The organism is Streptomyces sp. NPDC060209, from assembly GCF_042728155.1.
GTDB lineage: Bacteria > Actinomycetota > Actinomycetes > Streptomycetales > Streptomycetaceae > Streptomyces.
On sequence record NZ_JBHWZS010000105.1, the window covers coordinates 1 to 26,304 of the forward strand.

Consider the following 26,304-nt stretch of genomic DNA (forward strand, 5'->3'; position numbering starts at 1 on the left):
CCGTCGGCCACCACGGCGCGCCACCAGCAGCCTCGCGTGCGGCGGCGCGGGCGCCGATGACAAGCGCCGCGCCGCAGGGCCACACGCCCCGCGCGGTACCGCCCCGGCAGGCCACCGCCTCGGCGCCAGTCACCCCCAGTCGGCCACCGTCCCACCCGGAATGCGCGGAACCCCCAAACCCCGTCAGCCCTCTCGCGCCAGAGCCCCCATCAGCGCGTCCAGCAGGCCTGGCACCGCTTTCTGCAGGGCGGTACGACGGAGGCGGTGACCGCGGGAGGGGCCGACCATGACCGGGTGAAGGACGCCCGCCTCCACCAGGATCTTGAAGTGGTGCGTCGCGGTGGATTTGCTCAAGGCCTCATAGAGCTCCGAGCAAGGGGCTTCGGCGGCGGGGTGCGTCGCCAGACGGCGGACCATTTCCAGGCGTACGGGGTCCGCGAGGGCGCGCAGCAGTTTCTGAACGCTGCCGACGGGCGGCAACTGGTCCGGTGGGGTCTCCCAGGACGGCATCCGACAACTCCAAGTTTGACGAGCATCGTACTTCTCCCTAGCATCCTCGAAGTACGATCTGGATCAAACTTACCAGGAGTCCTTGTGCAGGTACTCTCCCGGGACCGCCGCCCCCAGTCATGGAGCTACGCGACCCTCCTCGTCCTCCTCATGCTCGGGCAGGCGACCTCCGCCATCCCCTCACCGCTCTACTCCGTGTACGCCGAGAAGTGGGACTACCCGCCCATTTTGACCACGGTCGTCTTCGCCGCGTACGGGGCAGTGGCGGTCATCGCGATCCTTGTCTCCGGGGCCCTGTCCGACCGGTACGGCCGCCGGCCCGTGCTCCTCGTCGCCGTCCTCCTGCTGCTTGCCGGGCTCGCCGTCTTCGTCTTCGCCGCAGGGCCCGGGTATCTCGTCGTGGCCCGGATGCTCAACGGTGCGGGAATCGGCGCGATAGTCGTCGTCGGAGGGGCCGCTCTGCTGGACGTGAGCCCGGAGCGGGCGGCGCGGAGCGGGACGCTCACCGCCATCGCGTTCAACGTGGGCATCGCCGCCGCGGCGCTCGGCACCGCGGCCCTCGCCCAGACCCACTTCCACCCCCTGCTCCTGCCCTATCTCGCCGACGCGCTCATCGCCCTCGTCCTGCTCGTCCTCCTCGTCGTGATGCGTGAGCCGCACCCCTCGGCCGGTACCGCGCCCCTGCGGGTCCCGCGCCCGCACGTGCCCAAGGAGATCCGCGGGCGCTTCGTCTTCGCCGCGATCGGTGCCGGCGCCGCCTGGGCCGTGCTAGGGGTCTGTTTCTCGCTGGAACCCTCGATCGCCTCCCACGCCGCCGACATCGACGGGCCGTTCTTCGGTGGCGTCGTCATCGCGGCCGTGACCCTCGCCGCCGCCTTCGCGCAAGTCGTCAGTGGTCGCTTCCCGGCCCGCACGGTCGCGCTCGTCGGTGACACGGCGCTCGCCGTGCTCATGCTGGCCGGGGTGGGCGGCTTCGCGACCGGCAACGCCGTCGTCATCATCGTCACCGTCGCACTCCAGGGCGGTGCCTACGGACTGGCCTTCGGCGGCTCCCTGCGCCACCTGACCGCACACATCCCAGCCGAGCACCGCGGGGCCGTCATGTCGACGTTCTATCTGCTCGCGTACGGCGCGCTCATCACGCCCACGCTCCTCGTGGGCATCGGCGCGACCCTCTGGAGCGACACCGCGATCTTCCCCGTCTTCTCTGTGCTCGCGGCGCTTCTCTGCCTGTCCGCCGTGGTCGTGGAGCTGGTGCTGAGGCGTCGCGGAGAGCTTTTCGAGGTGACGCGGACGCCGGCGGCGGGGGTGCGAGAGGCGAGCAAGGTCGACTGACCGGCGAGCGTCGAGTGCGGTCGTGGGCGGCGGCAGAATCGGGGGCATGTCCTGGCGCCAGTCCGGAAGTTCGCCCGGCAGATCGTCCGGGAGTCAGTCATTTCACCGATGACGCGCGGGCGCGGGGGCGGGAGGTTGGGCGTGGTCACGGCCGTCGGTGTCACGCGGCAGCCGTGCACCGGCCGCGTTCCCTCCCACACCACGGAGAACCCCATGCCTATGCCCCGTACCGCCGGTGCCGCACTGCTGGCCCTCGCAATCGCCTCGGTCACCATGTCCACGGCGGCAGCCGCCCCGGAGGCAGCCGACGTGAACTACGTGGCCCTCGGCGACTCGTACGCTTCCGGCACCGGCGCCGGCAGCTACTCCGACGTCGCGTGCACGCGGAGCCGCAACGCCTACCCCGCCCTCTGGGCCGACGCCAACGACCCGGCCTCGTTCGCCTTCGTCGCCTGCGGCGGTGCGAAGATCCCCGATGTGCTCAGCGACCAGGTGGGCGAGCTGGACGAGGACACCACCCTGATCAGCCTGAGCATCGGGGGCAACGACTCCGGATTCGCCTCGACCATGCTCAGCTGTCAGTACTCCACGCAGTCGGCCTGCGAACGGGCCCTGAGGACGGCCGGGGACTACGTCGTGACGGAGCTGCCGGGCGAGCTGGACGGCCTCTACGCGACCGTCCGTGCCCGGGCGCCCCACGCCGAGGTCGTCGTCATCGGATACCCGCACCTCTACAAGGAGGGCGGCCTCTGCCTCGGTGGGCTCAGCTCCGCCAAGCGCACGGCCGTCAACCAGGGTTCCGATCTGCTCAACGAGACGATCGCGGACCGTGCGGAGGCCGCCGGGTTCGCCTTCGCGGACGGCCGGCCGGCCTTCGCGGGGCACGAGATCTGCACGAGCGCCGCGTGGATCAGCAGCACGAACGTCCACCCGACGGCCGAGGGCCACGAGTCCGCGTACCTCCCGGCCTTCAGCGCGGCCGTGTCGGGGAACTGAAGTCAGTACACGTCGCGGACGTACCGCTTGTCCGCGCCCAGCTGTTTGACGTACACGGCGGCGGCGTCCTCCTGGAGTCCGCCGTGGGCCACGGCTATGTCCCGCAGCGCCCGGTCCACGTCCTTGGCCATCCGGGAGGCGTCGCCGCAGACGTAGAAGTGGGCGCCTTCCTGGAGCCAGGACCACAGCTGGGCCCCGTGCTCCCGCATCCGGTCCTGCACGTAGATCTTGGCCCGCTGGTCGCGGGAGAAGGCCGTGTCCAGCCGGGTGAGGGTGCCGTCGCGACGCAGGGAGTCGAGTTCGTCGCGGTAGTAGAAGTCGGTGGCTTCGCGCTGCTCGCCGAAGAACAGCCAGTTGGCGGCGCGGTGGCCGAGGGCCCGCCGTTCGTCGAGGAATCCGACGAACGGGGCCACTCCTGTGCCGGGGCCGACCATGATCGTGGGGGTGGCCGGGTCGGCCGGCGGACGGAAGTGCGGGGCGCGCTGGACGAAGAGGGGGACGGGGCTGCCCGCTTCCGCGTCGGCGAGGAATGTGGAGGCCACTCCCTTGCGGACGGCGCCGTGCCGGTTCTCGTAGCGGACGACGGAGACGGTGAGACGCACCAGGCCGGGGTCGGTGAGCGGACTGGAGGATATGGAGTACAGCCTCGGCCGCAGGCGCGTGAGTGCCCCGGTCCACTCGGCCGCGGTGGCGCGGGCGGAGTGTTCGGCGATGACGTCGACGGCCTGCCGGCCCCAGGTCCACTGCGCGAGTTCGCCCTTGTTGTCGGGACGAAGCAGCTTCTTGAGGGTGCGGTCGTGGGTGCGTTCCGCGACCAGGCGGAGCAGCCCAGGAGTGATCCGGGCGATGTCGAGGTGGCGGTGGAGAGCCTCGCCCAGGGGCACGGACCCGGCGCCGGGCACGGCGACGGGGTCCGCGGGGTCCAGTCCGGTGACGGCGAGCCATTCCGCGACGAGACCGGGGCAGTTGAGTGCTTCCACACCGAGTGCGTCCCCCGCCTCGTACACGAGCGGTACGGGGCTGTCCTGCGTGTCGAAGGTGAACTGACGTACTTCCTTGGTGGCGCCGGGAAGGCTGAGCAGCTTGTTGCCCACGAGGCGGCCGGTCGCTGTGCGGTCGGAGCGGGCCGCGAAGGACGGAGCGGCGGGGGCGGTGGGATCGACGAGGGGGGACGCTTCGACGGGGGCGGCCGGGGCGCCCAGCGCGGCGAACACCTCGTCGAGCCACTGCCCGGCCGGCTCCTCGTAGTCCGGTTCGCAGTCCGTGCGAGGGACGAGCCGGACGGCGCCCAGTTCACCGAAGCGCTCGTCGAGCCGCCTGCCGTGCCCGCAGAAGTCGTCGTACGAGGAGTCCCCGAGGGCCAGTACGGCATAGCGCACTCCGTCCAGCCGGGGCGTGTCGGGCGCGTTGAGCGACTCCCAGAATCCGGAGCCGTTGTCCGGGGCGTCGCCGTCGCCGAACGTACTGGTGACGACGAGCAGATCGGCTGTGCGCGGGAGGCTCTCCAGAGGGCTGTCGTCCATCCCGATGAGGGTCGCCTTGCGCCCTCCGGCGGTCAGCCGCCGGGCTGCGGCCGAGGCGACCTCCTCCGCGTTTCCGGTCTGCGACGCCCACAGGACCACGAGCTGCCTGCCGGATTCGGTGTCCGGTGCCTGCGCCGTCCCCAAGGGTTCCGGGCGTCCTGCGGCATCGCCGGGCACGCGGGAGAACATCCCGGCCAGGACCCCGTTGACCCACAGTGCGTGGTCCGGCTCGAACGGCGCGTGAGCCGGAAGTACGGGGGTGCCGGCGGACCGGGTCCCGAGTCCCGCGAGGAATCCTGACAGGTAGCGCCGCTCGTGTTCCGCCAGTACGGGCGGGGCCGTGTCCGCGATCCCGAACACCCCGGCGAGTGCTGCGACGGGGGCTGCGACGTCCACGGCTGCCGGGACGGAGGCATCGGCGGGCGCCGGGGTGACGGCCGGTACGACGGCTGAGACCTTCACCAACGTCACGGCGCAGAGCTTGAATTCGGGCTGGAAGGACACCGGGTCGACGGCGTCGTTGGTGACGGCGTTGACGCTGAGGTACTCGCCGAAGAGATCGTTCCAGTGGAACGGCGCGAAGCAGTCCCCCGGCCGCACCCGGTCGGTCACGACAGCGGGCAGCACGGCCCGGCCGCGCCGTGAGGCGACCTCGATCGAGTCGCCGTCCGAGATCGAGAGGGCTGCCGCGTCCTGCGGGTTGATCTCCACGAAGGGACCGGGGTTCAGCCTGTTGAGCTTGGCGACCTTCCCGGTCTTCGTCAGGGTGTGCCACTGGTGCTGGAGGCGGCCGGTGTTGAGCACGAAGGGGAAGTCGTCGTCGGGCATCTCGGCGGCGGGCATGTGCGGGCGGCCGAAGAACACCGCACGGCCACTCGCCGTGGGGAAGGCCAGCCGGGGCACGCTCCCGTCGGGGCGTACGGCGAGGGTCTGGCTGACGCCGTCGTTGAGGTAGCGGACCGGGTTGCGGTCCGGCCCGTCCGGGGCGGCGCTGGGCCACTGGACGGGGGTCCGGCGCAGCCGTTCGTAGGTGACTCCGCGCAGGTCGTATCCGGTCTTCGGATTGTGTGCCCGCTTGATCTCCTCGAAGACCTCCTCGGCGCTGCTGTAGGCGAAGGCGTCCTCGTACCCCATCTCGCAGGCGATGCGCGCGATGATCCGCCAGTCCGGCCACGCCTCCCCCGGCGGATCGGCGGCCTGCCTGCCGAGCGTGAGATTCCGCTCCGAGTTGATCATCACGCCCTCTGCCTCGCCCCACAGCGCGGCGGGCAGGGCGACATCGGCGTACGCGTTGGTCTCGGTGTCGGCGAACACGTCCTGGGTGACGACGAACTCCGCCGCTTCGAGCCCTTCGATGACGGTCCGGCGGTTGGCCACGGATGCCACGGGGTTGGTGCAGATGATCCAGCAGGCCTTGATCCCGCCGTCCGACATGCGCCGGAACATGTCGACGGTCCCGATGCCCGCCGCGTCCGTGCGCAGGGTCCCCGGCTCGACGCCCCACAGCTCCTCGACGTAGGCGCGGTCGTCGTCGGACTGCAGTGCGCGCTGGCCGGGGAGGCCCGGGCCCATGTAGCCCATCTCCCGGCCGCCCATGGCGTTGGGCTGGCCCGTGAGCGAGAAGGGGCCGCTGCCCGGGCGGCAGATGGCTCCGGTGGCCAGATGCAGATTGATCAGGGCGTTGGTGTTCCAGGTGCCGTGCGTGCTCTGGTTGAGGCCCATGGTCCAGCAGCTCATCCACTCGCCCGCCTCACCGATCCAGCGGGCGGCGAGGCGGATGTCCGCCTCCGGGATGCCGGTGATCTCCGCGACCGCGGCGGGCGGGTAGTCCCGCAGGAAGCCGGGCATGGCCTCCCAGCCCTCGGTGTGCTCGGCGATGAACTCCGGGTCGGTGTGGCCGTTCTCGACGAGGAGGTGCATGAGGCCGTTGAGCAGAGCCAGGTCAGTGCCCGGGCGTATCTGCAGGAACAGATCGGCCTTGTCGGCGGTGGCGTTGCGCCGGGGGTCGACCACGATGAGTTTCGCGCCGGCCTTCACCCGCTCCATGAGACGGAGGAAGAGGATGGGGTGGCAGTCCGCCATGTTCGAGCCGATGACGAAGAAGGTGTCGGCGTGCTCGAAGTCCTCGTACGAGCCGGGCGGGCCGTCGGCGCCCAGCGAGAGCTTGTAGCCGCTGCCCGCGCTGGCCATGCAGAGCCGGGAGTTGGACTCGATCCAGCTCGTGCGGACGAAGCCCTTGGCCAGCTTGTTGGCGAGGTACTGCGCCTCCAGCGTCATCTGCCCGGAGACGTAGAGGGCCAGCGCGTCGGGCCCGTGCTCGTCCACGATCGCGCGGAGCCGCCGCGCGGTCTCCTTGACCGCGGTCTCCATGGGCAGCGGTGCGGGCTCCTCGCTGCGGTCCGCCCGCACCAGGGGCGTCGTCAGCCTGCCGGGGGCGGCCAGCATCTCGGCGCTCGTCGCCCCCTTGGTGCAGAGCCGCCCGCCGTTCGCGGGGTGCGCCTTGTCGCCCGTGGCCTTCAGGACCGTACGCCGCCCGTCGGGGCCCCTGCCGATGTCGAGGAGCATCCCGCAGCCGACACCGCAGTACGAGCAGACCGTCCGCACCTGGGCGGGAGTGTCCGGCTGCGGATTCGGCACGGTCATGGGCGGCCTTTCATGGGGGACGCTGATGTCGCGACAGTACGAAACGTCCGTTTCCCGTGTGTCACGCCGGACGATCAAGCGTGGTTACGTCCCCTGCACAGTCGTCCGCGTACGCCGGTGAGGCCCGCCGGGCCTCCGGCACACTATCGGGTCATAATCGCGAGTCGGGGCGGCCCCGCCCCGGCCCGGGAGTTCTCCGACAGCCCTGGAGGCCCGCATGACCGCCGACGACCTTCCCGTGATCGCCGCGGTGGACGGTTCCGCGCACAGCTGGGAGGCGCTCGACTGGGCCGCCGGTGAAGCTGTGCGCAGCGGTCTGCCCCTGCTGATCGTGCATGTCCGGCCGCCCACCCGGCGTACGGAGGAGGAGAGAGGGCTGCGGGAGGCCGAGGAGCTGCTCGCGCAGGCCGTTCTGCGGACCTCCCGGCTCGCTCCTGAGCTGCCCACCTCGACGCTTGCCCCGCTGGACTTCCCCTCGGCGGCGCTGACCTCACTCAGCCGTGACGCCTCGATGGTGGTCGTCGGATCCCGTGGTCTCGGCGGATTCCGCTCGCTGATGACCGGTTCCAACAGCCTGGCCACCGCCTCGATGGCCCAATGCCCGGTCGTCGTCGTCCACACCGGCCGGACGGACGAGAGCGAGGCCGAGCCGGCGGACAGCTTCCCGGACGTCGTCGCGGGGGTCGCCGCGGACGAGAGCAGCGGAACGGTCCTCGATTTCGCCTTCGAGGCCGCCGCCTCCAGACCGGGCGGACGGCTGCGGCTCGTGCACGGGTGGACGATGTTCTCGTCCATGCTGTCCGGCGGCCCCGTCTTCGACAGCGAGGCGGCGGCGGACTCTGCGGAGCGGGCCCTCGCCGAACTCACCGCGGGCCTGCGCGAGAAGTACCCGCAGGTGGACGTCGTGCGCGAGCCTGTACGGGGCTCGGCGTCGCGCACTCTGGTCACGGCCTCGGCCACCGCCGCACTGACCGTGGTCGGACGGCGCAAGGGCGGAGAGTCCCTCGGGCTCGGCCTCTCCCCGGTCGCGCAGACGACGGTGACGCACGCTCTCGGTCCGGTGGCCGTCGTCCCCACCTGACACCACCGGCCGCCCCGTCCGGGTCACGGGCGTGCGCGGCTCTTGGCCTGCCGCCCCCGACGACCGAGACTTGGGCGATGACACAGCGCGTGGCTCTCGCGACGGTGATGGACCGGCTCTCCATCGATGCAGTGATCACCGATTACGCCGTGGCGGTGGACGACGGCGCCTGGGAGGACTACGGCGCACTGTTCACACCGGACGGGCGCGCCGACTACCGCGGTGCGGGCGGGGCGGAGGGGCCTGCCGCCGAGGCCGTACGGTGGCTGGCGGAGAGCCTCGCGCTCTTCCCCGCCCGCCAGCATCTGATCGTCAACCGGCGCCTCGACCTCCAGGATCTGGGCGGCTATCCCGGTGACCTGGCGCAGGTGCGGGCCGACTACCTCAGCCCGACGGGCCCGGAAGCCTGGGACGGTGAGACGGCTCCGGCCCTGGTCACCGGTGGCCGCTACGTCTTCGAGCTGCGGCGCACGGACCAGGGCTGGCGGATCCGGAACGTCACGGCGCAGCGGAAATGGCGGTACGCCCCCGGGGCCGCGGCCGGCTGATCCACGGCCGGTGACCGCGCACGGGCGCCCCGGGTGACCGCGGCACGCCCCCTGTGCGCTGCTGATCTTCTGCACCACACTGGGATCAAGCACAGGACCGGCGAGGAGGAGATGCATGCCGATGTGGGGCGGGCGGCTTCGCGCCGGGCGGGCGGACGAAGGCGGCGCACGGCCGTACGAGAGGCTGCTGCGTTCCCGTACCGGGCGTGGCGCCGCCGCTCTGTGCGCGGGCGCTCTGCCGGCCCTGGCGTTTCCCGCGCCCTCGCTCTGGTGGATGGCCTACGTCGCCCTGGTGCCCTGGCTGCTGCTGATCCGGTCGGCGGAGACAGGGCACCGTGCGGCGGTCGACGGCTGGCTCGGCGGCATGGGCTTCATGCTCGCCGTGCACCACTGGCTGATGCCGAGTCTTCATGTGTTCATCGTGGTGCTCGCCGCTCTGCTAGGACTGCTCTGGGCTCCCTGGGGCCTGCTCGTGGCCCGGCTTCTCGGGGGCTCGCCGTCCGTCCGCCGCTCCGTGGCCGCTGTGGCCGTGGTGCCCTCCGGGTGGCTGATGATCGAACTGGTCCGCTCCTGGGAGGGGCTCGGCGGCCCGTGGGGGCTGCTGGGCGCAAGCCAGTGGGACGTCGCACCGGCGCTGCGCGTCGCCTCGGTGGGAGGCGTGTGGCTGGTCAGTCTGGGTGTGGTGGCCGTGAACACAGCGGTCGCGCTGCTGCTGGCCGTACCGGCGGCCCGCACGGCCGCGACCGCGTGTCTGGTGACGGGCGCGGTCGGCGTGGGCGCGACGGCCATCTGGGCGCCGCGGCCCGAGGCGGCCGGTACGACCCGGATCGCCGTTGTGCAGCCGGGCGTCGTCGAGGGCCCGGGCAGCATCGACCGGCGCTTCGCGCGGGGCGAGGAACTGACCCGCGCCCTGGCGGGCCAGGACGTGGACCTGGTGGTGTGGGGCGAAAGCAGTGTGGGCGTCGACCTGTCCCGGAGCCGGGCGACGGCGGACCGCGTCGCGGCTCTGTCGCGTCTGGTCGGGGCCGATGTGCTGGTCAACATGGACGCCCGGCGCGCGGACGGCCCCGACCGCATCGGGATCTTCAAGTCCGCGGTGCTGGTGGGCCCGGACGGCCCGACGGGGGACCGCTACGACAAGATGCGCCTGGTGCCGTTCGGCGAGTACGTCCCGGCCCGCGCGTTGCTCGGCTGGGCGACCTCGGTGGGCAAGGCGGCGGGCGAGGACCGGCTGCGTGGCAGCGGCCCCGTGGTTATGGACCTGCCGGACGGGCTGCGGGTGGGCCCTCTGGTGTGCTTCGAGTCGGCGTTCCCCGACATGAGCCGGCAGCTGACGAAGGACGGAGCCCAGCTGCTGGTCGCCCAGTCGTCCACCTCGACGTTCCAGCACAGCTGGGCCCCCGCGCAGCACGCCTCGCTCGGGGCGCTGCGGGCGGCGGAGGCGGGCCGTCCGATGGTGCACGCCACGCTCACGGGCGTGAGCGCGGTGCACGGCCCGCTCGGCGAACGGGTGGGAGCACCGCTCGGTACGGACGCGAGCGAGGCCGCCGTGTACGACGTACCGCTTGCCCAGGGCACCACTCTCTACGTCCGGCTGGGCGCCTGGCCCGTTTACGGCGCGCTGGCGGTGCTGGCCGTCTTCCTCGGCACGGTGGGGCTGCGGTCCTTCAGGACGCCTGCTCCGACGCGTCCCGTACCACCCGCTCGCACAGCCGGTGGGTCTCCAGAGCGTCCTGGGCGCTGAGCACCTCTCCGGACCGCACCGCGTCCAGGAAAAGCAGGACGCTCTGCTCGATCCCGCGCTGTCGGGCGACCGGTACCCAGTCGCCGCGGCGCCGCAGGGTCGGCTGCCCCTTGTGGTCGACGACGTCCGCGAGGTTGAGGACCTGCCGCTTGGTGTCCTGCCCCGAGACCTCGAGGATCTCCTCCGTCGATCCGTTGAGCCGGTTCATCATCCCGATCGCGGTGAATCCGTCGCCGGACAGCTGGAGCACCACATGGTGCATGAGCCCGTCGGCGATCCGAGCCCGCACGACCACGTTGGACACCGGGCCGGGGACCAGGAAGCGCAAGGTGTCGACGACATGGATGAAGTCGTCCAGCACCATGGTGCGCGGGTCCTCGGGCAGCCCCACCCGGTTCTTCTGCAGGAGGATCAGCTCGCGCGGGTGCTCGGCGCACTGCGCGTACGACGGGGCAAGCCTGCGGTTGAATCCGACGGCGAGTGAGACACCGCGCTCCTCGGCGAGGGCCACCAGCCGCTCGGACTCGGCGATCTCGTACGAGAGCGGCTTGTCGACGTAGGTGGGGACGCCCGCTTCGAGCAGCCGGCCGGCGATCTCGCCGTGCGCGGCGGTCGGCGCGTGCACGAAGGCGGCGTCCAGCCCTTGGGCCAGGAGGGAATCGAGATCTTCGTGGCACCGCGCCGCCGGGATCCGGTGGGCCGCGGCCACGGCTTCGAGCGTGGCCGGGGTGCGGGTCTGCAGATGCAGCTCGACGCCGGGCAGGGTCGTCAGTACCGGCAGATACGCCTTCTGCGCGATGTCTCCGAGCCCGATGCAGCCGACCTTCACGAGGTTCTCCCTGTCGCCTTGACCAGGGCCTTGTCACGGTCGCGTGCTCTGCCCTTCCCTGGTCCCGGCAGCATACGTGCGCTGCGGCGGCTGCCAGTCGCAGATGCCGTCGAAGGTCCGCAGGACAAGACCCGGGCCGAGCCGGGAGACCGCCGACATCAGGCCGTTCCGCAGGGCGACAGCCGGCGCTCCGGACAGCCTGGTCATGCGGGAGACCTGCGCCGCCTTGCGGACCATCGCCGTCGTGCGGGGCAACCTGGCCGCACTGTAGGCGGCCAGGCCCGCGCCCAGGTCACCGTCCGGTGCGACGTGGTGGGCGAGCACGACGGCGTCCTCGATGGCCTGATTACCGCCCTGGCCGAGGAAGGGCACCATGGCGTGCGCGGAGTCACCGACGAGCACGGTGCGGCCCTGGTGGAAGGAGGGCAGCGGAGCCGCCAGCTGGTACACGTCGTGGCGCAGTACCTGGTCCGGCTCGACCGAGGCGATGATCCCGGGGATCGGGTCGTGCCAGTCGCCGTACCTGCGAAGCAGCTCCGCCTTCTCGTCGTCGGCGGCCCGTGCTCCCGCCGGGACGGCCGCCGCGGCGTAGGCGTAGATCCCGCCGTCCTTCAGGGGGTGGCTGCCCCACAGCGCGCCGCGGCCCCAGGTCTCGTGCGAACTGAAGGTGTGGCCGAGTCCCGGGGAGATGACGCGCCAGGTGGTGAAGCCGCTGTACGAGGGACCGGGATGGCGCGGGAAGAGCGTGGTGCGCACCTCGGAGCCGATGCCGTCGGCACCGACCACCAGATCGGCCTCGATGTCCCCGGAGGGTGTCCTGACCACGGCCCGGCGGCCGTCCGCGCGGCCCGGCGCGACAAGCTGCGCCGGTGTGCCGGTGTGCACGGCGGACTCGGGGATCCGGGCGCGGAGCAGGTCGATGAGCGCGGCCCTGTGCAGCAGGACCAGCGGCCCGCCGAACCGCTCGGCCGCGGCGGCGCTGTCCGTACGGGCGAGCCAGCGCCCGGACGGCGTACGCATCCCCCCGTCGCCCTGCCAGGCGGCGAGGGACCTGACCTCGTCCCCGAGCCCGATGACGTCGAGGGCGCGCTGGGAGTTGGGGGCGAGGCTGATGCCCGCGCCGACGGGTTCGAGTGAGGCGGCGCGCTCCAGCACGGTGACCTGCCAACCGCTCCGGTGCAGCGCTGCGGCGGCTGTGAGTCCCCCGATCCCGCTGCCGATGACCACCGCTAGGGATGTCGCCATGACCGATCCTCCTTGGCACTACACCTGTAGTAACAACCTCACCGTACTACAGGTGTAGTGACAGCGGTAGATTGACCTCATGCCCACACGCTCCACACCCGCAGGCGGCGCCCCGCCGCCCAGGCAGTCCCGCTCCGAGCTGATCGCCGACGCCGCGCTCGCACTCCTCGCGGAACGCGGCATGAGGGGCCTCACCCACCGGGCCGTGGACGAGCGGGCCGGGCTTCCCCAGGGTTCGACGTCGAACCACGCCCGCACCCGGGAGGCCTTGCTGGAAGCCGCCGTGCGCCGGCTCGCGGAGCTCGAAGGCCGGGTGCTCGCCCCGGGGGAACTGCCCGCGGGCGGCGGTCCGGACCTGATGGCCGCGGGGCTCGCACACGCGCTGCACCGATATCTGACCGGCAGCACGGAACTTCTGGTGTGCCGCTACGAGCTGGCTCTGGAGGCCACCAGGCGCCCCGGGCTCCGGGTGTTCTACGACGAGGCGGGCAGGCGGTTCCGCGAACCGCTGGTCGCGCTGATGGCCGCCGCGGGGTCTTCCGAGCCGGAACGTCACGCGCTGTCGCTCGTGGCGTGGGCGGAGGGGATGATGTTCGCGTGCGCCGTGGGGTCCTACCGCCGGGCCGTACCGACCGAGGCCCAACTGCGCACCGGCTGCGCCGAACTGCTGCGGGGAATGCTCGGGACCGGGACCGGCTGAACCGTGGCGCCGTTGATCATCGATGCGCGACGATGGCCCCCATGACGACAGACGAACGGTCCGTGCCCGCCATCGACGCCGCCGAGCGCACGATGCTGGAGGGGTGGCTGGACTACCATCGCGAGACCCTGGCCATGAAGTGCGCGGGCCTCACCGACGCCCAGCTGCGGGAGGCGTCCGTGCCCCCGTCGGAATTCACCCTGCTCGGCCTCGTGCGGCACCTGGCCGAGAACGAGCGCGGATGGTTCCGCGAGGTGCTGGCCGGTGAGGAACTGCCGCCCATCTACGGGACTGACGAGGACCCGGACGGGGAGTTCCATCTCACCGAGGAGGACACCTGGGAAGAGGCCAGGACCACCTGGCTGGCGGAGATCGAGGCGGCCCGGGCCAACGCCGCGAAGGTCGGGCTCGACGACCTGTCCGTCGGCGTGGGCAAGCGGGGCAAGCCCTTCAGCCTCCGCTGGATCTACACGCACATGATCGAGGAGTACGCGCGGCACAACGGCCACGCCGACCTCGTACGGGAACGGATCGACGGCGCGACCGGCGCGTGAGTGACGCGGCAGGGCATCCCGCGGGGTGCCGGCCGCGTCACTCGCCGGGCGCGCTCCCCCGCATGCGCTGCTCCATGCGCCCGATGGCGGCTCGGACCCCTCCGCCGTAGCCGTCGTCCTCCAGGACCCCGACGGCCTCCCAGGCCCGGTCCAGGTGGGTCCGGGCGGCCTCGAAGCGCTGCAGCTTCAGATAGTCCCCCGCCAGATTGAGATGCAGCGAAGGGACGAGGGCCCGCACGGCGGGTGTGTCCCTGTGCTCCGCGTCCGGGTCCGTGACCACCTCCCCGGTCAGGCCTTCCGCTGCCGTCAGTGCCCGGAGGTCCCAGGCCAGCTCGTCCCCGGGATCGTCCTGGGTGCCGGCCATGTAGTGGGCGAGGGTGCAGAGGTGCAGGGCATCGCCGCACTCACCGATCTCGGACCAGATGATCCCGAACCGGTTGCGGGCCTCTTCCCTGTCCCCGGCGTGGAGCAGCATGATCGCCTGTCCGATCCTGGTCATGACGGCGTCCCCCGACACTTCCCGCTGCTCCACTGCAGAGATCTCCCCTGGTCACCGCCCGGCCTGTTTCGGTCACTCAGACGCTAGCCGCAGCCACGGGCAATCCCGCTCAGGCGCGGGCCCCGGCCTTCGACCGGGTCGCCGGCAGGCCCAGGTCCGGGATCCGCCAGTCGATCGGCTCGTGACCCTGCGCGGCCACGGCATCGTTGATCTGGGTGAAGGGGCGGGAGCCGAACCACTTCTTGGCGGAGAGCGGCGAGGGGTGCGCACCCTTGACCACCACATGGCGGTCCTGGTCGATCAGCGGGATCTTCTTCTGGGCGTAGTTGCCCCAGAGGACGAAGACGGCCGGGTCGGGTCGCTCGGCCACCGCGCGGATCACCGCGTCGGTGACCTTCTCCCAGCCCTTGGCCTTGTGGGAATTCGCCTCGCCGCCGCGGACCGTCAGCACCGCGTTGAGCAGCAGGACACCCTGCTCGGCCCACGGCATCAGATATCCGTTGTCCGGGACCGGCAGGCCGAGCTCGTCGTTCATCTCCTTGTAGATGTTGCGCAGCGAGGGCGGCGTCTTGACGCCCGGCCGGACCGAGAAGCACAGGCCGTGGCCCTGGCCCTCGCCGTGGTACGGGTCCTGGCCGAGGATGAGCACCTTCACCCGGTCGTACGGCGTGGCCTCCAGCGCGGCGAAGACCTGCTCGCGCGGCGGATACACCGGCCCCCTGGCCCGCTCCTCCTCGACGAAATCCGTGAGCTCCTTGAAGTAGGGCTTCTGCAGCTCTTCGCCGAGGACGCCGCGCCAGGACTCGGGCAGCAGGTCGGTGTCGGTCACGTCCACAACCTCCGGTAAGCAATCGGTTCTTGACCACAGAACCTACCGGGGACCACTGACAACGGACCCGCCGAGCCTGCCGCCGCGCTCCCTACCAGCTGGTCTTGCGGTACAGCTCCCACATCTGCATGACCGTCTGGGGGTCGAGCGCGCGCTCGCCGCCGCCGATGTCCTCACCCGCGGCCACATAGAGCTTGCCCTGCCACAGGGGCAGCAGACGCACGTCCTTGACGAGGATCTCCTGGGCCCGCTTGAACTGATCGGAGACGGCACCGCGGTCGCTCTCCTTGCGGGAGGTCGGCAGCAGCTCCTGGGTGATCTCGTCGGTCAGATACGGGGTGCCGGTGACGCTGTCCTGGCCCACGAAGGGGGCGATGAAGTTGTCCGGGTCCGGGAAGTCGGGGAACCAGCCACGCCCGAAGACCGGGTATTCGCCCTTGTTGAAGCCTTCCTGGAAGGACTTCCACGGAGCGCTCTTCAGCGTGATCCGGAAGAGGCCGGACGCTTCGAGCTGGCGCTTCAGCTCGGCGAACTCGGGTGCGGTGGAGGAGCCGTAGCGGTCCGTCGTGTACCAGAAGGTCATCTTGACCGGCTCGGTGATTCCCGCCCCGGAGAGCAGCGCCCTGGCCTTGGCGACATCCGGGTCGCCGTAGGAGTCGAAGAAGCTGGTGGCGTGCCCCGCGATGCCCTTCGGGACCATGGAGTAGAGCGGTTCGGCGGTGCCCCGGTAGACCTTGGCGACGAGGGCGTCGCGGTTCACCAGCTGGGCGATGGCCTGCCGGACGGCGAGCTTTCCCGCGGCCGGGTCCTTGGGGTTGAAGACGAGGAAGCGGATGTCGGCACCGACCGACTCGACGATCTGCAGGCCGTCGTTGTCCTTCTTGTTGTCCTCGAGACCGATGACCTCCTCGGCGGTCAGGCCGCGGTAGGTGGCGTCGATCTCCTTGTTCTTCAGCGCCTCCACCATGGGGGCGGAGTCCTCGAAGTAGCGGATCGTGACCGCGTCGTTCTTCCGGTCGGCGAACCCCTTGTAGCTGGGGTTCTTGGCCAGTTCGGCCTGCTTGCCCGGCTCGTACGAATTCAGGACGTACGGTCCCGAACCGGTGACCTTGCCGTCGTCGCGGATGCTGTCCGCCGGGTACTCACCGGGAGGGACGATGGACATCGCGGGAGTGGCCAGGATGAACGGGAAGGTCGCGTCCGCCTTGGCGAGGTGGAAGATGACCGTGTCGTCGCCCTTGGTCTCCACCCGGTCGAGAGATCCCAGGAGGCCGGCGGGGCCGCCCTTGACCTTGATCTTCGTGATCCGGTCGATGGAGTACTTCACGGCCTCGGCGTCGATCTTCTCCCCGTTGGAGAACTTCAGGCCCGAACGCAGGGTGCACCGGTACGCCATGCTCGTGGCGTCCGTGAACCTGCATTCCTCCGCCGCGTCGGGCTCGGGGCTGGTACTGCCGGTGGGGAAGCTCACCAGGGTCTGGAAGACGTTCCTCATCAGCTCCCAGGAACCGTCCCACGCCGCCGCCGGATCGAGGGTCGAGGGCGAGCTCGTCGTTCCGACCGATATCTGCTGTTCCGCTTCCGAACTGCTGTCGGACAACAGACCGCAGCCGGCCAGCAGGGAAAGGGAAGCAAGGGCTGCAGAGGCCTGCAGACTGGCCCGGTAGAACACGTGCACGCTCCTCGATCGGCCTTGGGGTCGGCAGACCATACCGCAGCGCCCCACCAGGACAATCCGCTGACCCGGCGGGGCACTTGCGTCAATCAGGCCCAAACTGGCGCAGGCCTCTCTCAGGCCACGCCCGCGTTCAGGAAAATACCGCCGTCGACCACGAGTGTCTGCCCCGTGATCCAGTCGGACTGCTCGGAGGTGAGGAACGCCGCCGCACCGCCGATGTCCTGCGGAACACCGAGCCGGCCCAGCGGGTAGGCGGCCGCGGCCTCGGCCTCACGCCCCTCGTAGAGCGCCTCCGCGAACTTGGTCTTCACCACGGCCGGGGCGATCGCGTTGACCCGCACGACCGGAGCGAACTCGTGCGCCAGCTGGAGGGTCAGGTTGACCATGGCGGCCTTGCTCATGCCGTAGGCGCCGATGAAGGGGGACGCGGAAACGCCCGCGACCGAGGCGATGTTGACGATCGCCCCGCCGTTCTCCCTCTGCCACGCCTTCCAGGTCTGCTGGGCGAACCCGAGCGCCGAGATCACATTGGTCTCGTAGACCTTGCGGGCGACGTTGAGGTCGAGCTCCGCCATCGGTCCGAAGACGGGGTTCGTACCCGCGTTGTTGACCAGGTAGTCGACCCGGCCGAACGCCTCCATGGCACGCTCGACGGCCGCGGCCTGGTGCGCCTCGTCGTGCGCCTTGCCCGCGATGCCGACCGCCCGGTCGGCGCCGAGCTTCTCGACGGCCTCCTTCAGGGCGTCCTCGCCACGGCCCGTGATGACGACCCGGTCACCCCGGGCGACGAGCGCCTCCGCGATGCCGTAGCCGATCCCCCGGCTCGCGCCCGTGATGAGCGCGACCTTGCCACTGTCCTGCACAGTCATGTTGTCCGTTGCCCTTCCGGGGTCAGTTGAGCGGTCCGCCGGCTACGTACATGACCTGGCCGGACACGAAGCCCGCGTCCTCGCCCGTGAAGAAGGCGATGGCGTTGGCGATGTCCTCGGGGTGACCAACGCGCTGGACCGGGATCTGCGTCGCGGCGGCGGCCTGGAACTCCTCGAAGCCCATACCGACGCGCGCCGCCGTCTGGGCGGTCATCTCGGTGACGATGAAGCCGGGGGCGACGGCGTTGGCCGTCACACCGAACTTGCCGAGCTCCTTGGCGAGCGTCTTGGTGAAGCCCTGGAGGCCCGCCTTGACGGCGGAGTAGTTGGCCTGACCCCGGTTGCCCAGTGCCGAGGAGGACGAGAGCGAGACGATGCGGCCGAACTTGGCCTCCACCATGTGCGACTGGACGGCCTTGGCCATGAGGAACGCGCCCTTGAGGTGGACGTTCATCACGAGGTCCCAGTCGGACTCGCTCATCTTGAAGAGCAGGTTGTCACGGAGCACACCCGCGTTGTTGACGAGGATCGTCGGTGCGCCGAGCTCGGCGGCCACGCGCGCGACGGCGGCCTCCACCTGGGCGCTGTCCGACACATCGCAGCCGACGGCGAGGGCCTTGCCCCCGGCGGCGGTGATCTTCTCGACCGTGTCCTTGCACGCCGCCTCGTCGAGGTCGAGTACGGCGACGGCGCGGCCCTCGGCCGCCAGGCGTACGGCGGTGGCGGCGCCGATGCCCCGTGCCGCTCCCGTCACGATGGCGACGCGCTGCTCGGTGGTGGACATGCTTGGTTCTCCTCGCCCTTGGATCGCGGCTCAGCGGACGTCAGGAAGTTCCCGATAACTGAGCAACCGCTTAGTACCTTCAGCAGACGAGACGCTAGAAGCCCTGGCACCCGGTGTCAACGGCCCACGGGGGCATGGGCGCATGTCACACCGGACGGCGCCGCGGCCGCGTACGTCGCGGGCGGCGCCGCCGTCACCGGAATCAGCGCACCAGCAGGTCGAGCAGCCGTTCGATCTCGGCCTCGGGGTCCATGGTGAGCCCGCTGTGCACGGTGCCCGGCTGGACGACCGTGGAGCGCGGCGCGATCAGCCAGCGAAAGCGCCGCCCCGGGTCGTCACCGGCCGCCTGTCCCGCCGCTTCGCCGCCGCCGCAGACCCCCTCGACCGCGCGCAGGGCAGCCCGTACACCCACTACGTCGGCATGCGGGTCCAGGGCCTTGAGCTTGTGCTCGTCCAGGTGCGTGCGCGCGGCGACGAAGGACTTCGCCCGGCAGTAGACCAGCACACCCGCGTTGAAGCACTCACCGCGCTCGACCCGGGGCACGACGCGCAGGACCGCGTACTCGAAGACGTCGCGCTTGCTCATCGGCCGCTGTCCTTGCTGTTCTGTCCGGCGTCCGCCCGGGCGGCAGGATCCGTCTTCGTGGGGTGCGGCCGCGGAGTCAGACGCTCGGCGAGCCAGCCGGGGGCCCGGGAGGGCTGCTTCTTGGTGGGCTCCCCCATGGAGATGCGCTCGTGGATGCTTCCGGCACGCGCCAGCAGCGGCTCCACGTAAGCCCGCCGAAGCAGGTCCGTCGTCTCGAAGCCCGGCTCGCCGGCCAGCCACTCGTCCGGCACCTCGGCGGCCACTTCGGTGAGCAGTTCCTCGGTGACGAGCGGGGCGAGCTCGGCGGCGGCGGCCTCGATGTCGGGGCCGAACGGTGCGAGGACGTGGTCGGAGGCGTTGTACGGCTTCGCCGCGGAGGCCTGTGAGCCCGGCCAGTTGTGGTGCCAGATCATGGTGGCCCCGTGGTCGATCAGCCAGAGGTCACCGTGCCAGACCAGCATGTTGGGGTTCCGCCACGACCGGTCCACGTTGTTGATCAGCGCATCGAACCAGACGACCTTTCCGGCCTCCGCCGGATCCACCTGATAGGCGAGCGGGTCGAACCCGAGCGAGCCGGGCAGGTAGTCCATGCCGAGATTCAGCCCGCCGCTCGCCTTGAGGAGCTCCTGCACCTCCTGGTCCGGCTCGGCGAGTCCGATCACGGGGTCGAGCTGGATGGTCACCAGCTCCGGCACCCGCAGCCCGAGCCTCCGGCCGAGCTCCCCGCAGATGACCTCCGCGACCAGGGTCTTGCGGCCCTGTCCCGCTCCGGTGAACTTCATGACGTACGTGCCGAGGTCGTCGGCCTCGACGATCCCGGGGAGCGAGCCGCCCTCACGCAGGGGCGTGACGTAGCGGGTCGCGGTGACTTCGGTGAGCATTTCGTCAGGCTATACGGGCCCTGGCGCCTCGCGATCCACGGAACGCCACACAGCCGCCACCGACCGGGCGGTCGCCGCCGGGCGGCTCGGGAGCGGCGGGTCCGGGATACCGCACGGCCCCTACACTTGAGAACCTTCGGGCCCGACAGCGCGGCCCAGGCCCGACGGGAGAGCGATGGTGGCAGCAGGGCACTCCGACGATCCGCCCGCCGAGGTGCTGGCGGACGCGGCCGCGGCGTTCGGGCTGCTGGCGTCGCCACCGCGCCTGCACATCGTGTGGGCCCTGGCGGAGGGCGAGAGCGATGTGAGCGGACTCGCCCAGCGCGTGGGCGGAGCTCTGCCCGCGGTGAGCCAGCATCTGACGAAGCTGAAACTCGCCGGCCTCGTACGCTCCCGGCGGGAGGGACGACGACAGGTCTATTTCGTCGACGACGCCGACGTGGTGACAGTGGTGCGGCTGATGATCGGCCAGCTGACCGACCGTGCCGCGCACGCCTCGGCCCCCCGCCTCCGTGACCTCGGTGCCTGAGACCGCAGCGGCCGGCGGTACCGATCCTGTGGGTCCCGGGGAGCAGTGGGCGCGTCAGCCGGTGGGCACGGACCTCCGGCCCGGCGACGGACTGCCGCCCAGCCCCGAGTTGACCTCCCTCCAGGTGCTGCGGCGTCTGGACAGCGGGCCCCGCGGGCTCGTCGAGGCGGAGGCCGAGGAGCGGCTCGCCCGGTTCGGCGGGAACACGGTGCCGTCATGGCGTACGGCCTCCTGGACCCGCCGCCTCGCGGGAAGCCTGCGGGATCCGTTCACCGCGGTGCTGCTGTGTCTCGGACTGGTGTCTGCCACCGTGGCGGCCTGGGGCACCGCAAGCGTGATCCTCTCCCTGGTGGTGGTCAGCTGCGTCCTGCGCGCGGGCGGGGAGCGCCGGGCCGACCGGTCCGTGGCCGCCCTGCGGAAGCTGGTGGCGACCACGGCGACCGTGCTGCGGCGCACGGCCGAGGACGGGGCACCCCGGTCACGGGAGATCCCGGTCGACGAGTTGGTACCGGGTGATGTGATCCGCCTCGGTCCCGGTGACCTGGTCCCCGCCGACGTGCGGCTCCTTCGGTCGAGCGGCCTCACGGTGCACCAGGCGCCGCTGACGGGCGAGTCCGCACCGGTGGCCAGGCACCCCGTCGACGCGCCGGAGCCGGGGGGCGGACTGTTCGAGCGGCCGGAACTGTGCTTCCAGGGCAGCAGCGTCGCATCGGGCAGCGGTACCGCCGTCGTCGTCTCGACCGGTGCGCACACCCGCTTCGCCGCCACCCAGAGCGGCCCCGGGCAACGCGTGGCCAGCGCGTTCGACCGGTCCGTGCACGGGATCTCCTGGGTCCTCATCCGCTTCATGCTGCTGACCCCGCCGCTGGTGCTCATGGCCAACGCGGCGCTGCGCGGCCGGGGCTTCGAGACGCTGCCGTTCGCGGTGGCGGTCGCCGTCGGGCTCACCCCGGAGATGCTGCCGGTCATCGTCACCACTGCCCTGGCCCGTGGGGCGACCCTCCTCGCCCGTGACCACAGGGTGATCGTCAAGCGGCTCCCCGCACTTCACGATCTCGGCGCGGTCGATGTGCTGTGCCTCGACAAGACGGGCACCCTCACCCAGGACCGGCCGGTCCTGCACCACGCGCTGGACGTGTGGGGCCGTCCGGATCCCGAGGTGCTGCACTGGGCCGGCGTCAATGCCTGGTGGACGCTCCAGCTCGCCGACCTGCCCGCCCCGGACGCCCTGGACGAGGCGATCCTGGACGCCGTCGAGGGGGACGAGCCGCTGGGATACGAAGGCGTGGCCGCGCTGCCCTTCGATCCGGTACGGCGCCTCTCCACCGCGGTCGTACGCCTCCCCGGCCGCCTCGGTCTCCACACGCTGGTCGTCAAGGGCGCCGCGGAGGACGTGCTCGAGCGCTGCGCGCTCGACCAGGACGAGCGGACCCGGCTGCTCGCCCTCGCCGCGCGGGAGGCCCGGGACGGTCTGAGGCTCCTCGCGGTCGCCACTGCCGAACGGCAGGCCCGGAACCGCGGCTACACCCCGGCCGACGAGCGCGGCCTCACTCTCGTCGGCTTCGTCGCCCTGCGCGACGCGCTCGCGCCGACCGCGGCAGACGCACTGAAGGTCTTCGCGGACCGGGGCGTCACCGTCAAGATCCTCACGGGTGACCACCCGGGCACGGCGGCCCGCGCCTGCGGGGATCTCGGGCTCGACCCGGGCGTCGTCCTCGCCGCCGACACCGTCGATGGCCTGACGGACGGGGAGCTCGCGGACCTCGCCCGCCGCACCACCGTCTTCGCGCGCTGCGCTCCCGAGCACAAGGCCCGGATCATCTCCGTGCTGCGCGCCGACGGGCACACCACGGGGTTCCTCGGCGACGGCGTCAACGACCTGCCCGCACTCCACGCGGCCGATGTCGGTATCTGTCCGCGCGACGCAGTGGACGTCGCCCGTGAGAGCGCCGACGTGGTCCTGGCCGACAAGGACCTCACGGCCATCGCCCACGCGATCACCTCCGGGCGGCACAGCAGCGTGAACATCGCCACCTACCTGCGGATCACGCTCTCGTCCAACCTCGGCAACGTGATCGCGATGCTCGCGACCGGCCTGATGCTGCCCTTCCTCCCGATGCTCCCGGCACAGATCCTGGTCCAGAACCTGTGCTTCGACGCCGCGCAGCTCGCCTTCGCCTTCGAGCGCCTCCACCCCGCCGCGCTCCGCACTCCGACGGTGCTGCAGCCCCGCTACTTCCTCCGCTTCATCACCGGCTTCGGACTGCTGGGCGCCGCCGCCGACCTGGCGACCTTCGGCGTCCTCGCACTCGCCCTGCACGACGCGGCCGGCTCCGGTCAGGCCGCCTTCCACTCCGGATGGTTCACCGAGAACCTCCTCACCCAGGCGCTGGTGATGCTGCTGCTGCGCACCGGCCGCCGCACTGCCGAGGGCGGCACCGCGAGCCCTGTCCGGTGGGCCGCCGCCGGCCTGGCCGTCATCGGCGTCCTGCTGCCGCTCTCCCCGCTCGGGCCGCTGCTGGGCATGACCGCGCTGCCACCCCTGTACTACCCCCTGCTCGCCGCGGTCCTCGTGCTGTACACGGTGGCGCTGGCGGTCGCCCGGTCCCGTTACGACAGGCCCGGCACCGGGCGGTAGGGGCGTCCGCGGGCACGCGGCGCCCAGGTCATCCGTAGGAGAGCTCGGCGCAGAGGTCCTCGTCCGCGGCGCGGGCACCCTCGGCGACCTCGGCCGGCACCTCGGAGGGGGCCGGGGGCCCCTCGCCGGAAGGAGCGCCGGGCGCCCGGTCCGCGTAGGACTGCCCGAGCACCACGTCCAGGCCGCCGGTGGTGGAGCGGAGTTCCCCGGTGCCGAGGAGCCGGACGAGGGTCTCGGCCTCCCCCTTCCGGCCGGGGCCGTACTCGATCACCGTGGTGCGGTGGCTCTGGCTGCTCGCCGTCGCCGTGCCGGTGACGGTGACGCCCGCCTCCTCCAGGACGGCCGCCGCACGGGCGGCGAGTCCGGTGACCCGGGTGCCGTTGTGGACGGTGACGGAGATGTCCTCACCCGGGATCCGCTCGGCGTCCGGCGAGGGTGCGGAGTCCTTCTCCTCACCGCCCGTCCCGCCGCCGGCGTCCTGGCCGTCGAGGGTGCGGTCGGCCTTCAGAGCCGCCCACAGCGCCCCGGCGTCCGGCTCGACGATCGCGACGCGTGCGCCCTCGTACCGCCAGGGGACTGTGACGAACCTGGTGTCGCTCAGATCGATGTCCTTCAGCGACATCGCGAAGGAGACCAGCTTGTCGGCAGACCCGAGCCCGGGGTCGACGGTCATGGACGTCGTCGCCGCGTCCGCGAGCGGCAGGAGTTTCGTGGGCGTGAGCCCGTCGCTCCTCACCTTCTTGATCAGACTGCCGACGAAGGCCTGCTGCCGTTTGATGCGGCCTATGTCGGAGCCGTCGCCCATGCCGTGCCGGACGCGTACGTAGTCCAGGGCCTTCTGGCCGGAGACGGTCTGCACCCCCTGGGTGAAGAGGCGCTTGCCACGCGTGGCGCGGCCCGGGTTCAGGTCCTTCTGGTAGATGTCCTGCGGCACACACACCTCCACACCGCCGACGACCTGGGTCAGCGCCGAGAAGCCCTTGAAGTCGACCACCACGGTGTGGTCGACGCGCAGGCCGGTCAGGTTCTCGACGGTGTTCTGGGTGCAGGCGGGGTTGCCCTCGGCCGTACTGCCCACGGTGTACGCCTCGTTGAACATGGCCTGGTGCCTGGTCCCGGTCCAGCTGCCGTCGGGAAGCTTGCAGGGCGGGATGTCGAGCAGGGTGTCACGGGGGATGGACACGGCGACCGCGTGCCGGCGGTCGGCGTAGACATGCAGCAGGAACGCGGTGTCGGAGCGGCCGATGTCGTTCCTGTCGCCACCGCCCAGTGCGCTGTTCCCGCCGGTCCTGGCATCCGAACCGATCACCAGGACGTTCTGCCCGTCCGAGGCGGCGGCGGGCCGGTCGTCGGAGATCCCGTCCGCGCCGAAGGTGTCGATGTCGCCGCTGAGCTTCAGATACGCCCAGCCGGCACCGGCCGTCACGAGCACGAGCAGCGACACCGCGGTGGCGAGGACGGTCCGTATCCGGGTGCGCCCGGACCGCCGGCCCGAGGCTGTGGCCCTGGTGCCCCGGCGGGTGGTCGTCGCGGCCCGGTGACTGCCTGCCATCTGTGCGCCCTCATTCGGTCCGGCTCCGGCGGAGGGGACGACTGAACCCGCCCCAGGCTTGTACAGTTGCGCAATCTAGCAATTTTTGAAGTGTGTGCGCACCCACCGAGTCGCGCACGCCGACACCAGCGAGAGAAAGGACGGGGTGGCAATGCTCCGCAACGGACTGGAACCCTGGCACCTGATGATCCTGGCGATCGTGGTCATCGTGCTGTTCGGGTCGAAGAAGCTGCCGGACTCCGCGCGCGCACTGGGCCAGTCCCTGCGGATCCTCAAGAGCGAGACGAAGGCGATGAAGGAGGACGGCGCGACGCAGGGCGCCACCCCCGCCGACCCGGCCGCACCCCGGGCCGCACAGACCTCCCCCGGCGACACGACCCCGGCCCACCAGTCCGCCCCGGAGGGCGGCGGCCCGACCCGGTGAACGCGCACCCCGGGTGCAGATCAAGAGCCGGCCGCATCGAAGCCGTAGCGGAGCGACTCACCCCGCACCCTGCGGCGGGTCAGGTCGCGTCGGGGTCGATCGGAGGACGTCCGGCCGCCACCAAGCCCCCTCCCTTCCGCAGGGAGACCGGGTCCGCCGCGGCACCGGGCGTGGCGGCCGGCCCCGACGGGGAATCGCGGGCCGCCCGGACGTCGACCGCGTCCCGCACCGCATCCACGGCCTCCTTCAACTCCTGCCGTGGATCGAGAGCGCCACGGATTCCGTCGAGCTCCGGGCCGTCACCGTCCAGCACGTGCTTGCGCAGGAACGTCCGAGGGTTCAGGTCCTCGAATTCGAAGTCCTCGAACTCCGGCCCCAGTCCGGTGCGGACCTCCTGCTTCGCGCTCTCCGAGAACTCCCGGAACTTCCGGACGAACGCGGACACGGTCCTGATCGCCTCGGGCAGCTTGTCCGGGCCGAACAGCACGAGAGCGAGGATCACGAGCGTGACCAGTTCCAGAAATCCCACATCGGAGAACACGCCGCCACCTCCCGGGCCGCCGCGACCCTCGTACCGCCAGGGCCGCCACAGCCGTCATCAATAGTTTCAAAGTTGCGCAATTGATGGAACCATAGTGGCTGCTCCGGCGTTGGACCGGATGACGACACAGACCAGAGCAATGGAGGAACACTCGTGGGAGTCAGCCTGTCCAAGGGCGGCAACGTATCGCTCAGCAAGGAGGCCCCCGGCCTCACCGCCGTGACGGTCGGGCTCGGCTGGGACGTGCGCACCACCACCGGTGCCGATCACGACCTCGACGCCAGCGCCCTGCTGTGCACCGAAGCCGGCAAGGTCGTCTCCGACCGGCACTTCGTCTTCTACAACAACCTGACCAGCCCGGACGGTTCGGTCCAGCACACCGGCGACAATCTCACCGGTGAGGGCGAGGGCGACGACGAGTCCGTGAATGTGGACCTGGCGTCCGTGCCCGCCGAGGTCACGAAGATCGTCTTCCCGGTCTCCATCCATGACGCGCCCGCGCGCGGGCAGAGTTTCGGCCAGGTCCGCAACGCCTTCATCCGGGTGGTCAACCGTGCCGACGACGTCGAGCTGGCCCGCTACGACCTGAGCGAGGACGCCTCGACCGAGACCGCCATGGTCTTCGGCGAGCTCTACCGTCACGGCAGCGAGTGGAAGTTCCGCGCGGTGGGCCAGGGCTACGCCTCCGGCCTGGCGGGCATCGCCGCCGACTTCGGCGTCAACATCTGACGCCGCGCGCGGGCGACCGTCCGGCGAACGGACGGAAGCGGGCCCGGGGGTGCACCC

24 protein-coding genes are annotated in these 26,304 nt (G+C 71.2%); 11 read left to right on the forward strand and 13 right to left on the reverse strand.

The annotated features are described in order from the left end of the window. Positions 1–183 precede the first annotated feature (183 nt). On the reverse strand, positions 184–510 hold the full coding sequence (locus tag ACFWFI_RS20940; protein ID WP_387392313.1) for an ArsR/SmtB family transcription factor: 327 nt from the start codon (positions 508–510) through the stop codon (positions 184–186). Between the two features lie 84 nt (positions 511–594). Here ACFWFI_RS20940 and ACFWFI_RS20945 point away from each other — a divergent pair, with 84 nt between their 5' ends. Further along, entirely contained in the window at positions 595–1,845 is a 1,251-nt protein-coding gene (locus tag ACFWFI_RS20945) for an MFS transporter (protein WP_387392316.1), read from the forward strand. Between the two features lie 213 nt (positions 1,846–2,058). Then, positions 2,059–2,841 (forward strand): SGNH/GDSL hydrolase family protein, encoded by a 783-nt coding sequence (locus ACFWFI_RS20950; protein ID WP_387392319.1) that lies wholly within the window; start codon positions 2,059–2,061, stop codon positions 2,839–2,841. 2 nt (positions 2,842–2,843) lie between these two features. On the opposite strand, the gene ACFWFI_RS20955 is transcribed toward ACFWFI_RS20950, so the two are convergent. Beyond that, a complete protein-coding gene (locus ACFWFI_RS20955; protein WP_387392322.1) occupies positions 2,844–7,007 on the reverse strand; it encodes a molybdopterin-dependent oxidoreductase in 4,164 nt (1,387 codons plus the stop codon). Positions 7,008–7,224: 217 nt separating this feature from the next. Here ACFWFI_RS20955 and ACFWFI_RS20960 point away from each other — a divergent pair, with 217 nt between their 5' ends. The 3 genes from ACFWFI_RS20960 to lnt all read left to right on the forward strand — a co-directional run bounded on the left by ACFWFI_RS20960 (position 7,225) and on the right by lnt (position 10,380). Further along, entirely contained in the window at positions 7,225–8,088 is an 864-nt protein-coding gene (locus ACFWFI_RS20960; RefSeq protein WP_387392325.1) for a universal stress protein, read from the forward strand. A 77-nt stretch (positions 8,089–8,165) separates the two neighbouring features. Beyond that, positions 8,166–8,636: a nuclear transport factor 2 family protein gene (locus ACFWFI_RS20965; RefSeq protein ID WP_387392328.1), complete on the forward strand. Its 471-nt coding sequence runs from the start codon at positions 8,166–8,168 to the stop codon at positions 8,634–8,636. 115 nt (positions 8,637–8,751) lie between these two features. Continuing rightward, on the forward strand, positions 8,752–10,380 hold the full coding sequence (gene lnt, locus ACFWFI_RS20970) for an apolipoprotein N-acyltransferase (RefSeq protein ID WP_387392331.1): 1,629 nt from the start codon (positions 8,752–8,754) through the stop codon (positions 10,378–10,380). Here lnt and ACFWFI_RS20975 read toward each other — a convergent pair. Together ACFWFI_RS20975 and ACFWFI_RS20980 are read right to left on the reverse strand one after the other, a co-directional pair. Continuing rightward, a complete protein-coding gene (locus tag ACFWFI_RS20975; protein WP_387392334.1) occupies positions 10,304–11,209 on the reverse strand; it encodes a Gfo/Idh/MocA family protein in 906 nt (301 codons plus the stop codon). The genes lnt and ACFWFI_RS20975 overlap by 77 nt on opposite strands. A gap of 33 nt (positions 11,210–11,242) precedes the next feature. Then, positions 11,243–12,454: an FAD-dependent monooxygenase gene (locus ACFWFI_RS20980; RefSeq protein WP_387392337.1), complete on the reverse strand. Its 1,212-nt coding sequence runs from the start codon at positions 12,452–12,454 to the stop codon at positions 11,243–11,245. A 79-nt stretch (positions 12,455–12,533) separates the two neighbouring features. On the opposite strand from ACFWFI_RS20980, the gene ACFWFI_RS20985 reads away from it, so the two are divergent. Then, positions 12,534–13,154, forward strand: a complete 621-nt coding sequence (locus ACFWFI_RS20985; protein WP_387392339.1) for a TetR/AcrR family transcriptional regulator — start codon at positions 12,534–12,536, stop codon at positions 13,152–13,154. A 41-nt stretch (positions 13,155–13,195) separates the two neighbouring features. Then, positions 13,196–13,708, forward strand: a complete 513-nt coding sequence (locus ACFWFI_RS20990) for a DinB family protein (protein ID WP_387392342.1) — start codon at positions 13,196–13,198, stop codon at positions 13,706–13,708. Between the two features lie 37 nt (positions 13,709–13,745). Here the strand turns inward: ACFWFI_RS20990 and ACFWFI_RS20995 are convergent, their stop codons facing one another. The 7 genes from ACFWFI_RS20995 to ACFWFI_RS21025 form a co-directional block, all read right to left on the reverse strand. Continuing rightward, positions 13,746–14,240, reverse strand: a complete 495-nt coding sequence (locus ACFWFI_RS20995; RefSeq protein ID WP_387392345.1) for a hypothetical protein — start codon at positions 14,238–14,240, stop codon at positions 13,746–13,748. Between the two features lie 76 nt (positions 14,241–14,316). Then, entirely contained in the window at positions 14,317–15,036 is a 720-nt protein-coding gene (locus tag ACFWFI_RS21000) for a uracil-DNA glycosylase (protein WP_387392348.1), read from the reverse strand. Positions 15,037–15,127: 91 nt separating this feature from the next. Further along, the gene (locus ACFWFI_RS21005) at positions 15,128–16,708 is read right to left on the reverse strand and encodes an ABC transporter substrate-binding protein (protein ID WP_387392351.1); all 1,581 of its coding nucleotides are present in this window, start codon (positions 16,706–16,708) and stop codon (positions 15,128–15,130) included. A 119-nt stretch (positions 16,709–16,827) separates the two neighbouring features. After that, positions 16,828–17,583, reverse strand: a complete 756-nt coding sequence (locus ACFWFI_RS21010) for an SDR family oxidoreductase (RefSeq protein WP_387392354.1) — start codon at positions 17,581–17,583, stop codon at positions 16,828–16,830. Between the two features lie 22 nt (positions 17,584–17,605). After that, positions 17,606–18,367 carry a 3-oxoacyl-ACP reductase FabG gene (fabG, locus tag ACFWFI_RS21015; RefSeq protein ID WP_033301180.1) on the reverse strand — a complete coding sequence of 254 codons (762 nt, stop codon included), beginning with the start codon at positions 18,365–18,367 and terminating at the stop codon, positions 17,606–17,608. Between the two features lie 202 nt (positions 18,368–18,569). Continuing rightward, positions 18,570–18,953: a DUF3037 domain-containing protein gene (locus tag ACFWFI_RS21020; RefSeq protein WP_387392357.1), complete on the reverse strand. Its 384-nt coding sequence runs from the start codon at positions 18,951–18,953 to the stop codon at positions 18,570–18,572. Then, positions 18,950–19,834, reverse strand: coding sequence for a HipA family kinase (locus ACFWFI_RS21025; RefSeq protein WP_387392360.1), 885 nt, complete (start codon positions 19,832–19,834; stop codon positions 18,950–18,952). Before ACFWFI_RS21025 ends, ACFWFI_RS21020 begins: the two co-directional genes overlap by 4 nt. Positions 19,835–20,009: 175 nt before the next feature. On the opposite strand from ACFWFI_RS21025, the gene ACFWFI_RS21030 reads away from it, so the two are divergent. Together ACFWFI_RS21030 and mgtA are read left to right on the forward strand one after the other, a co-directional pair. Beyond that, positions 20,010–20,363 carry an ArsR/SmtB family transcription factor gene (locus ACFWFI_RS21030; protein ID WP_387392363.1) on the forward strand — a complete coding sequence of 118 codons (354 nt, stop codon included), beginning with the start codon at positions 20,010–20,012 and terminating at the stop codon, positions 20,361–20,363. Beyond that, entirely contained in the window at positions 20,356–23,001 is a 2,646-nt protein-coding gene (gene mgtA / locus ACFWFI_RS21035) for a magnesium-translocating P-type ATPase (protein WP_387392366.1), read from the forward strand. Before ACFWFI_RS21030 ends, mgtA begins: the two co-directional genes overlap by 8 nt. A gap of 28 nt (positions 23,002–23,029) precedes the next feature. Here the strand turns inward: mgtA and ACFWFI_RS21040 are convergent, their stop codons facing one another. Next, entirely contained in the window at positions 23,030–24,553 is a 1,524-nt protein-coding gene (locus tag ACFWFI_RS21040; RefSeq protein ID WP_387392369.1) for an LCP family protein, read from the reverse strand. A gap of 151 nt (positions 24,554–24,704) precedes the next feature. Here ACFWFI_RS21040 and tatA point away from each other — a divergent pair, with 151 nt between their 5' ends. Beyond that, positions 24,705–24,977 (forward strand): Sec-independent protein translocase subunit TatA, encoded by a 273-nt coding sequence (gene tatA / locus ACFWFI_RS21045; protein WP_387392372.1) that lies wholly within the window; start codon positions 24,705–24,707, stop codon positions 24,975–24,977. 79 nt (positions 24,978–25,056) lie between these two features. On the opposite strand, the gene ACFWFI_RS21050 is transcribed toward tatA, so the two are convergent. Then, positions 25,057–25,518, reverse strand: coding sequence for a sec-independent translocase (locus tag ACFWFI_RS21050; RefSeq protein WP_387392375.1), 462 nt, complete (start codon positions 25,516–25,518; stop codon positions 25,057–25,059). A 153-nt stretch (positions 25,519–25,671) separates the two neighbouring features. Between ACFWFI_RS21050 and ACFWFI_RS21055 the strand changes: the two genes are divergently transcribed. Further along, a complete protein-coding gene (locus ACFWFI_RS21055; protein WP_387392378.1) occupies positions 25,672–26,247 on the forward strand; it encodes a TerD family protein in 576 nt (191 codons plus the stop codon). Positions 26,248–26,304 lie beyond the last annotated feature (57 nt).

Coding starts and splice junctions, on each gene's coding strand:
- ACFWFI_RS20940 (WP_387392313.1), bottom strand. CDS start 510: ATGCCGTCCTGGGAGACCCCACCGGACCAGTTGCCGCCCGTCGGCAGC.
- ACFWFI_RS20950 (WP_387392319.1), top strand. CDS start 2,059: ATGCCTATGCCCCGTACCGCCGGTGCCGCACTGCTGGCCCTCGCAATC.
- ACFWFI_RS20955 (WP_387392322.1), bottom strand. CDS start 7,007: ATGACCGTGCCGAATCCGCAGCCGGACACTCCCGCCCAGGTGCGGACG.
- ACFWFI_RS20960 (WP_387392325.1), top strand. CDS start 7,225: ATGACCGCCGACGACCTTCCCGTGATCGCCGCGGTGGACGGTTCCGCG.
- ACFWFI_RS20965 (WP_387392328.1), top strand. CDS start 8,166: ATGACACAGCGCGTGGCTCTCGCGACGGTGATGGACCGGCTCTCCATC.
- lnt (WP_387392331.1), top strand. CDS start 8,752: ATGCCGATGTGGGGCGGGCGGCTTCGCGCCGGGCGGGCGGACGAAGGC.
- ACFWFI_RS20980 (WP_387392337.1), bottom strand. CDS start 12,454: ATGGCGACATCCCTAGCGGTGGTCATCGGCAGCGGGATCGGGGGACTC.
- ACFWFI_RS20985 (WP_387392339.1), top strand. CDS start 12,534: ATGCCCACACGCTCCACACCCGCAGGCGGCGCCCCGCCGCCCAGGCAG.
- ACFWFI_RS20990 (WP_387392342.1), top strand. CDS start 13,196: ATGACGACAGACGAACGGTCCGTGCCCGCCATCGACGCCGCCGAGCGC.
- ACFWFI_RS21010 (WP_387392354.1), bottom strand. CDS start 17,583: ATGACTGTGCAGGACAGTGGCAAGGTCGCGCTCATCACGGGCGCGAGC.
- fabG (WP_033301180.1), bottom strand. CDS start 18,367: ATGTCCACCACCGAGCAGCGCGTCGCCATCGTGACGGGAGCGGCACGG.
- ACFWFI_RS21020 (WP_387392357.1), bottom strand. CDS start 18,953: ATGAGCAAGCGCGACGTCTTCGAGTACGCGGTCCTGCGCGTCGTGCCC.
- ACFWFI_RS21025 (WP_387392360.1), bottom strand. CDS start 19,834: ATGCTCACCGAAGTCACCGCGACCCGCTACGTCACGCCCCTGCGTGAG.
- ACFWFI_RS21030 (WP_387392363.1), top strand. CDS start 20,010: ATGGTGGCAGCAGGGCACTCCGACGATCCGCCCGCCGAGGTGCTGGCG.
- ACFWFI_RS21040 (WP_387392369.1), bottom strand. CDS start 24,553: ATGGCAGGCAGTCACCGGGCCGCGACGACCACCCGCCGGGGCACCAGG.
- tatA (WP_387392372.1), top strand. CDS start 24,705: ATGCTCCGCAACGGACTGGAACCCTGGCACCTGATGATCCTGGCGATC.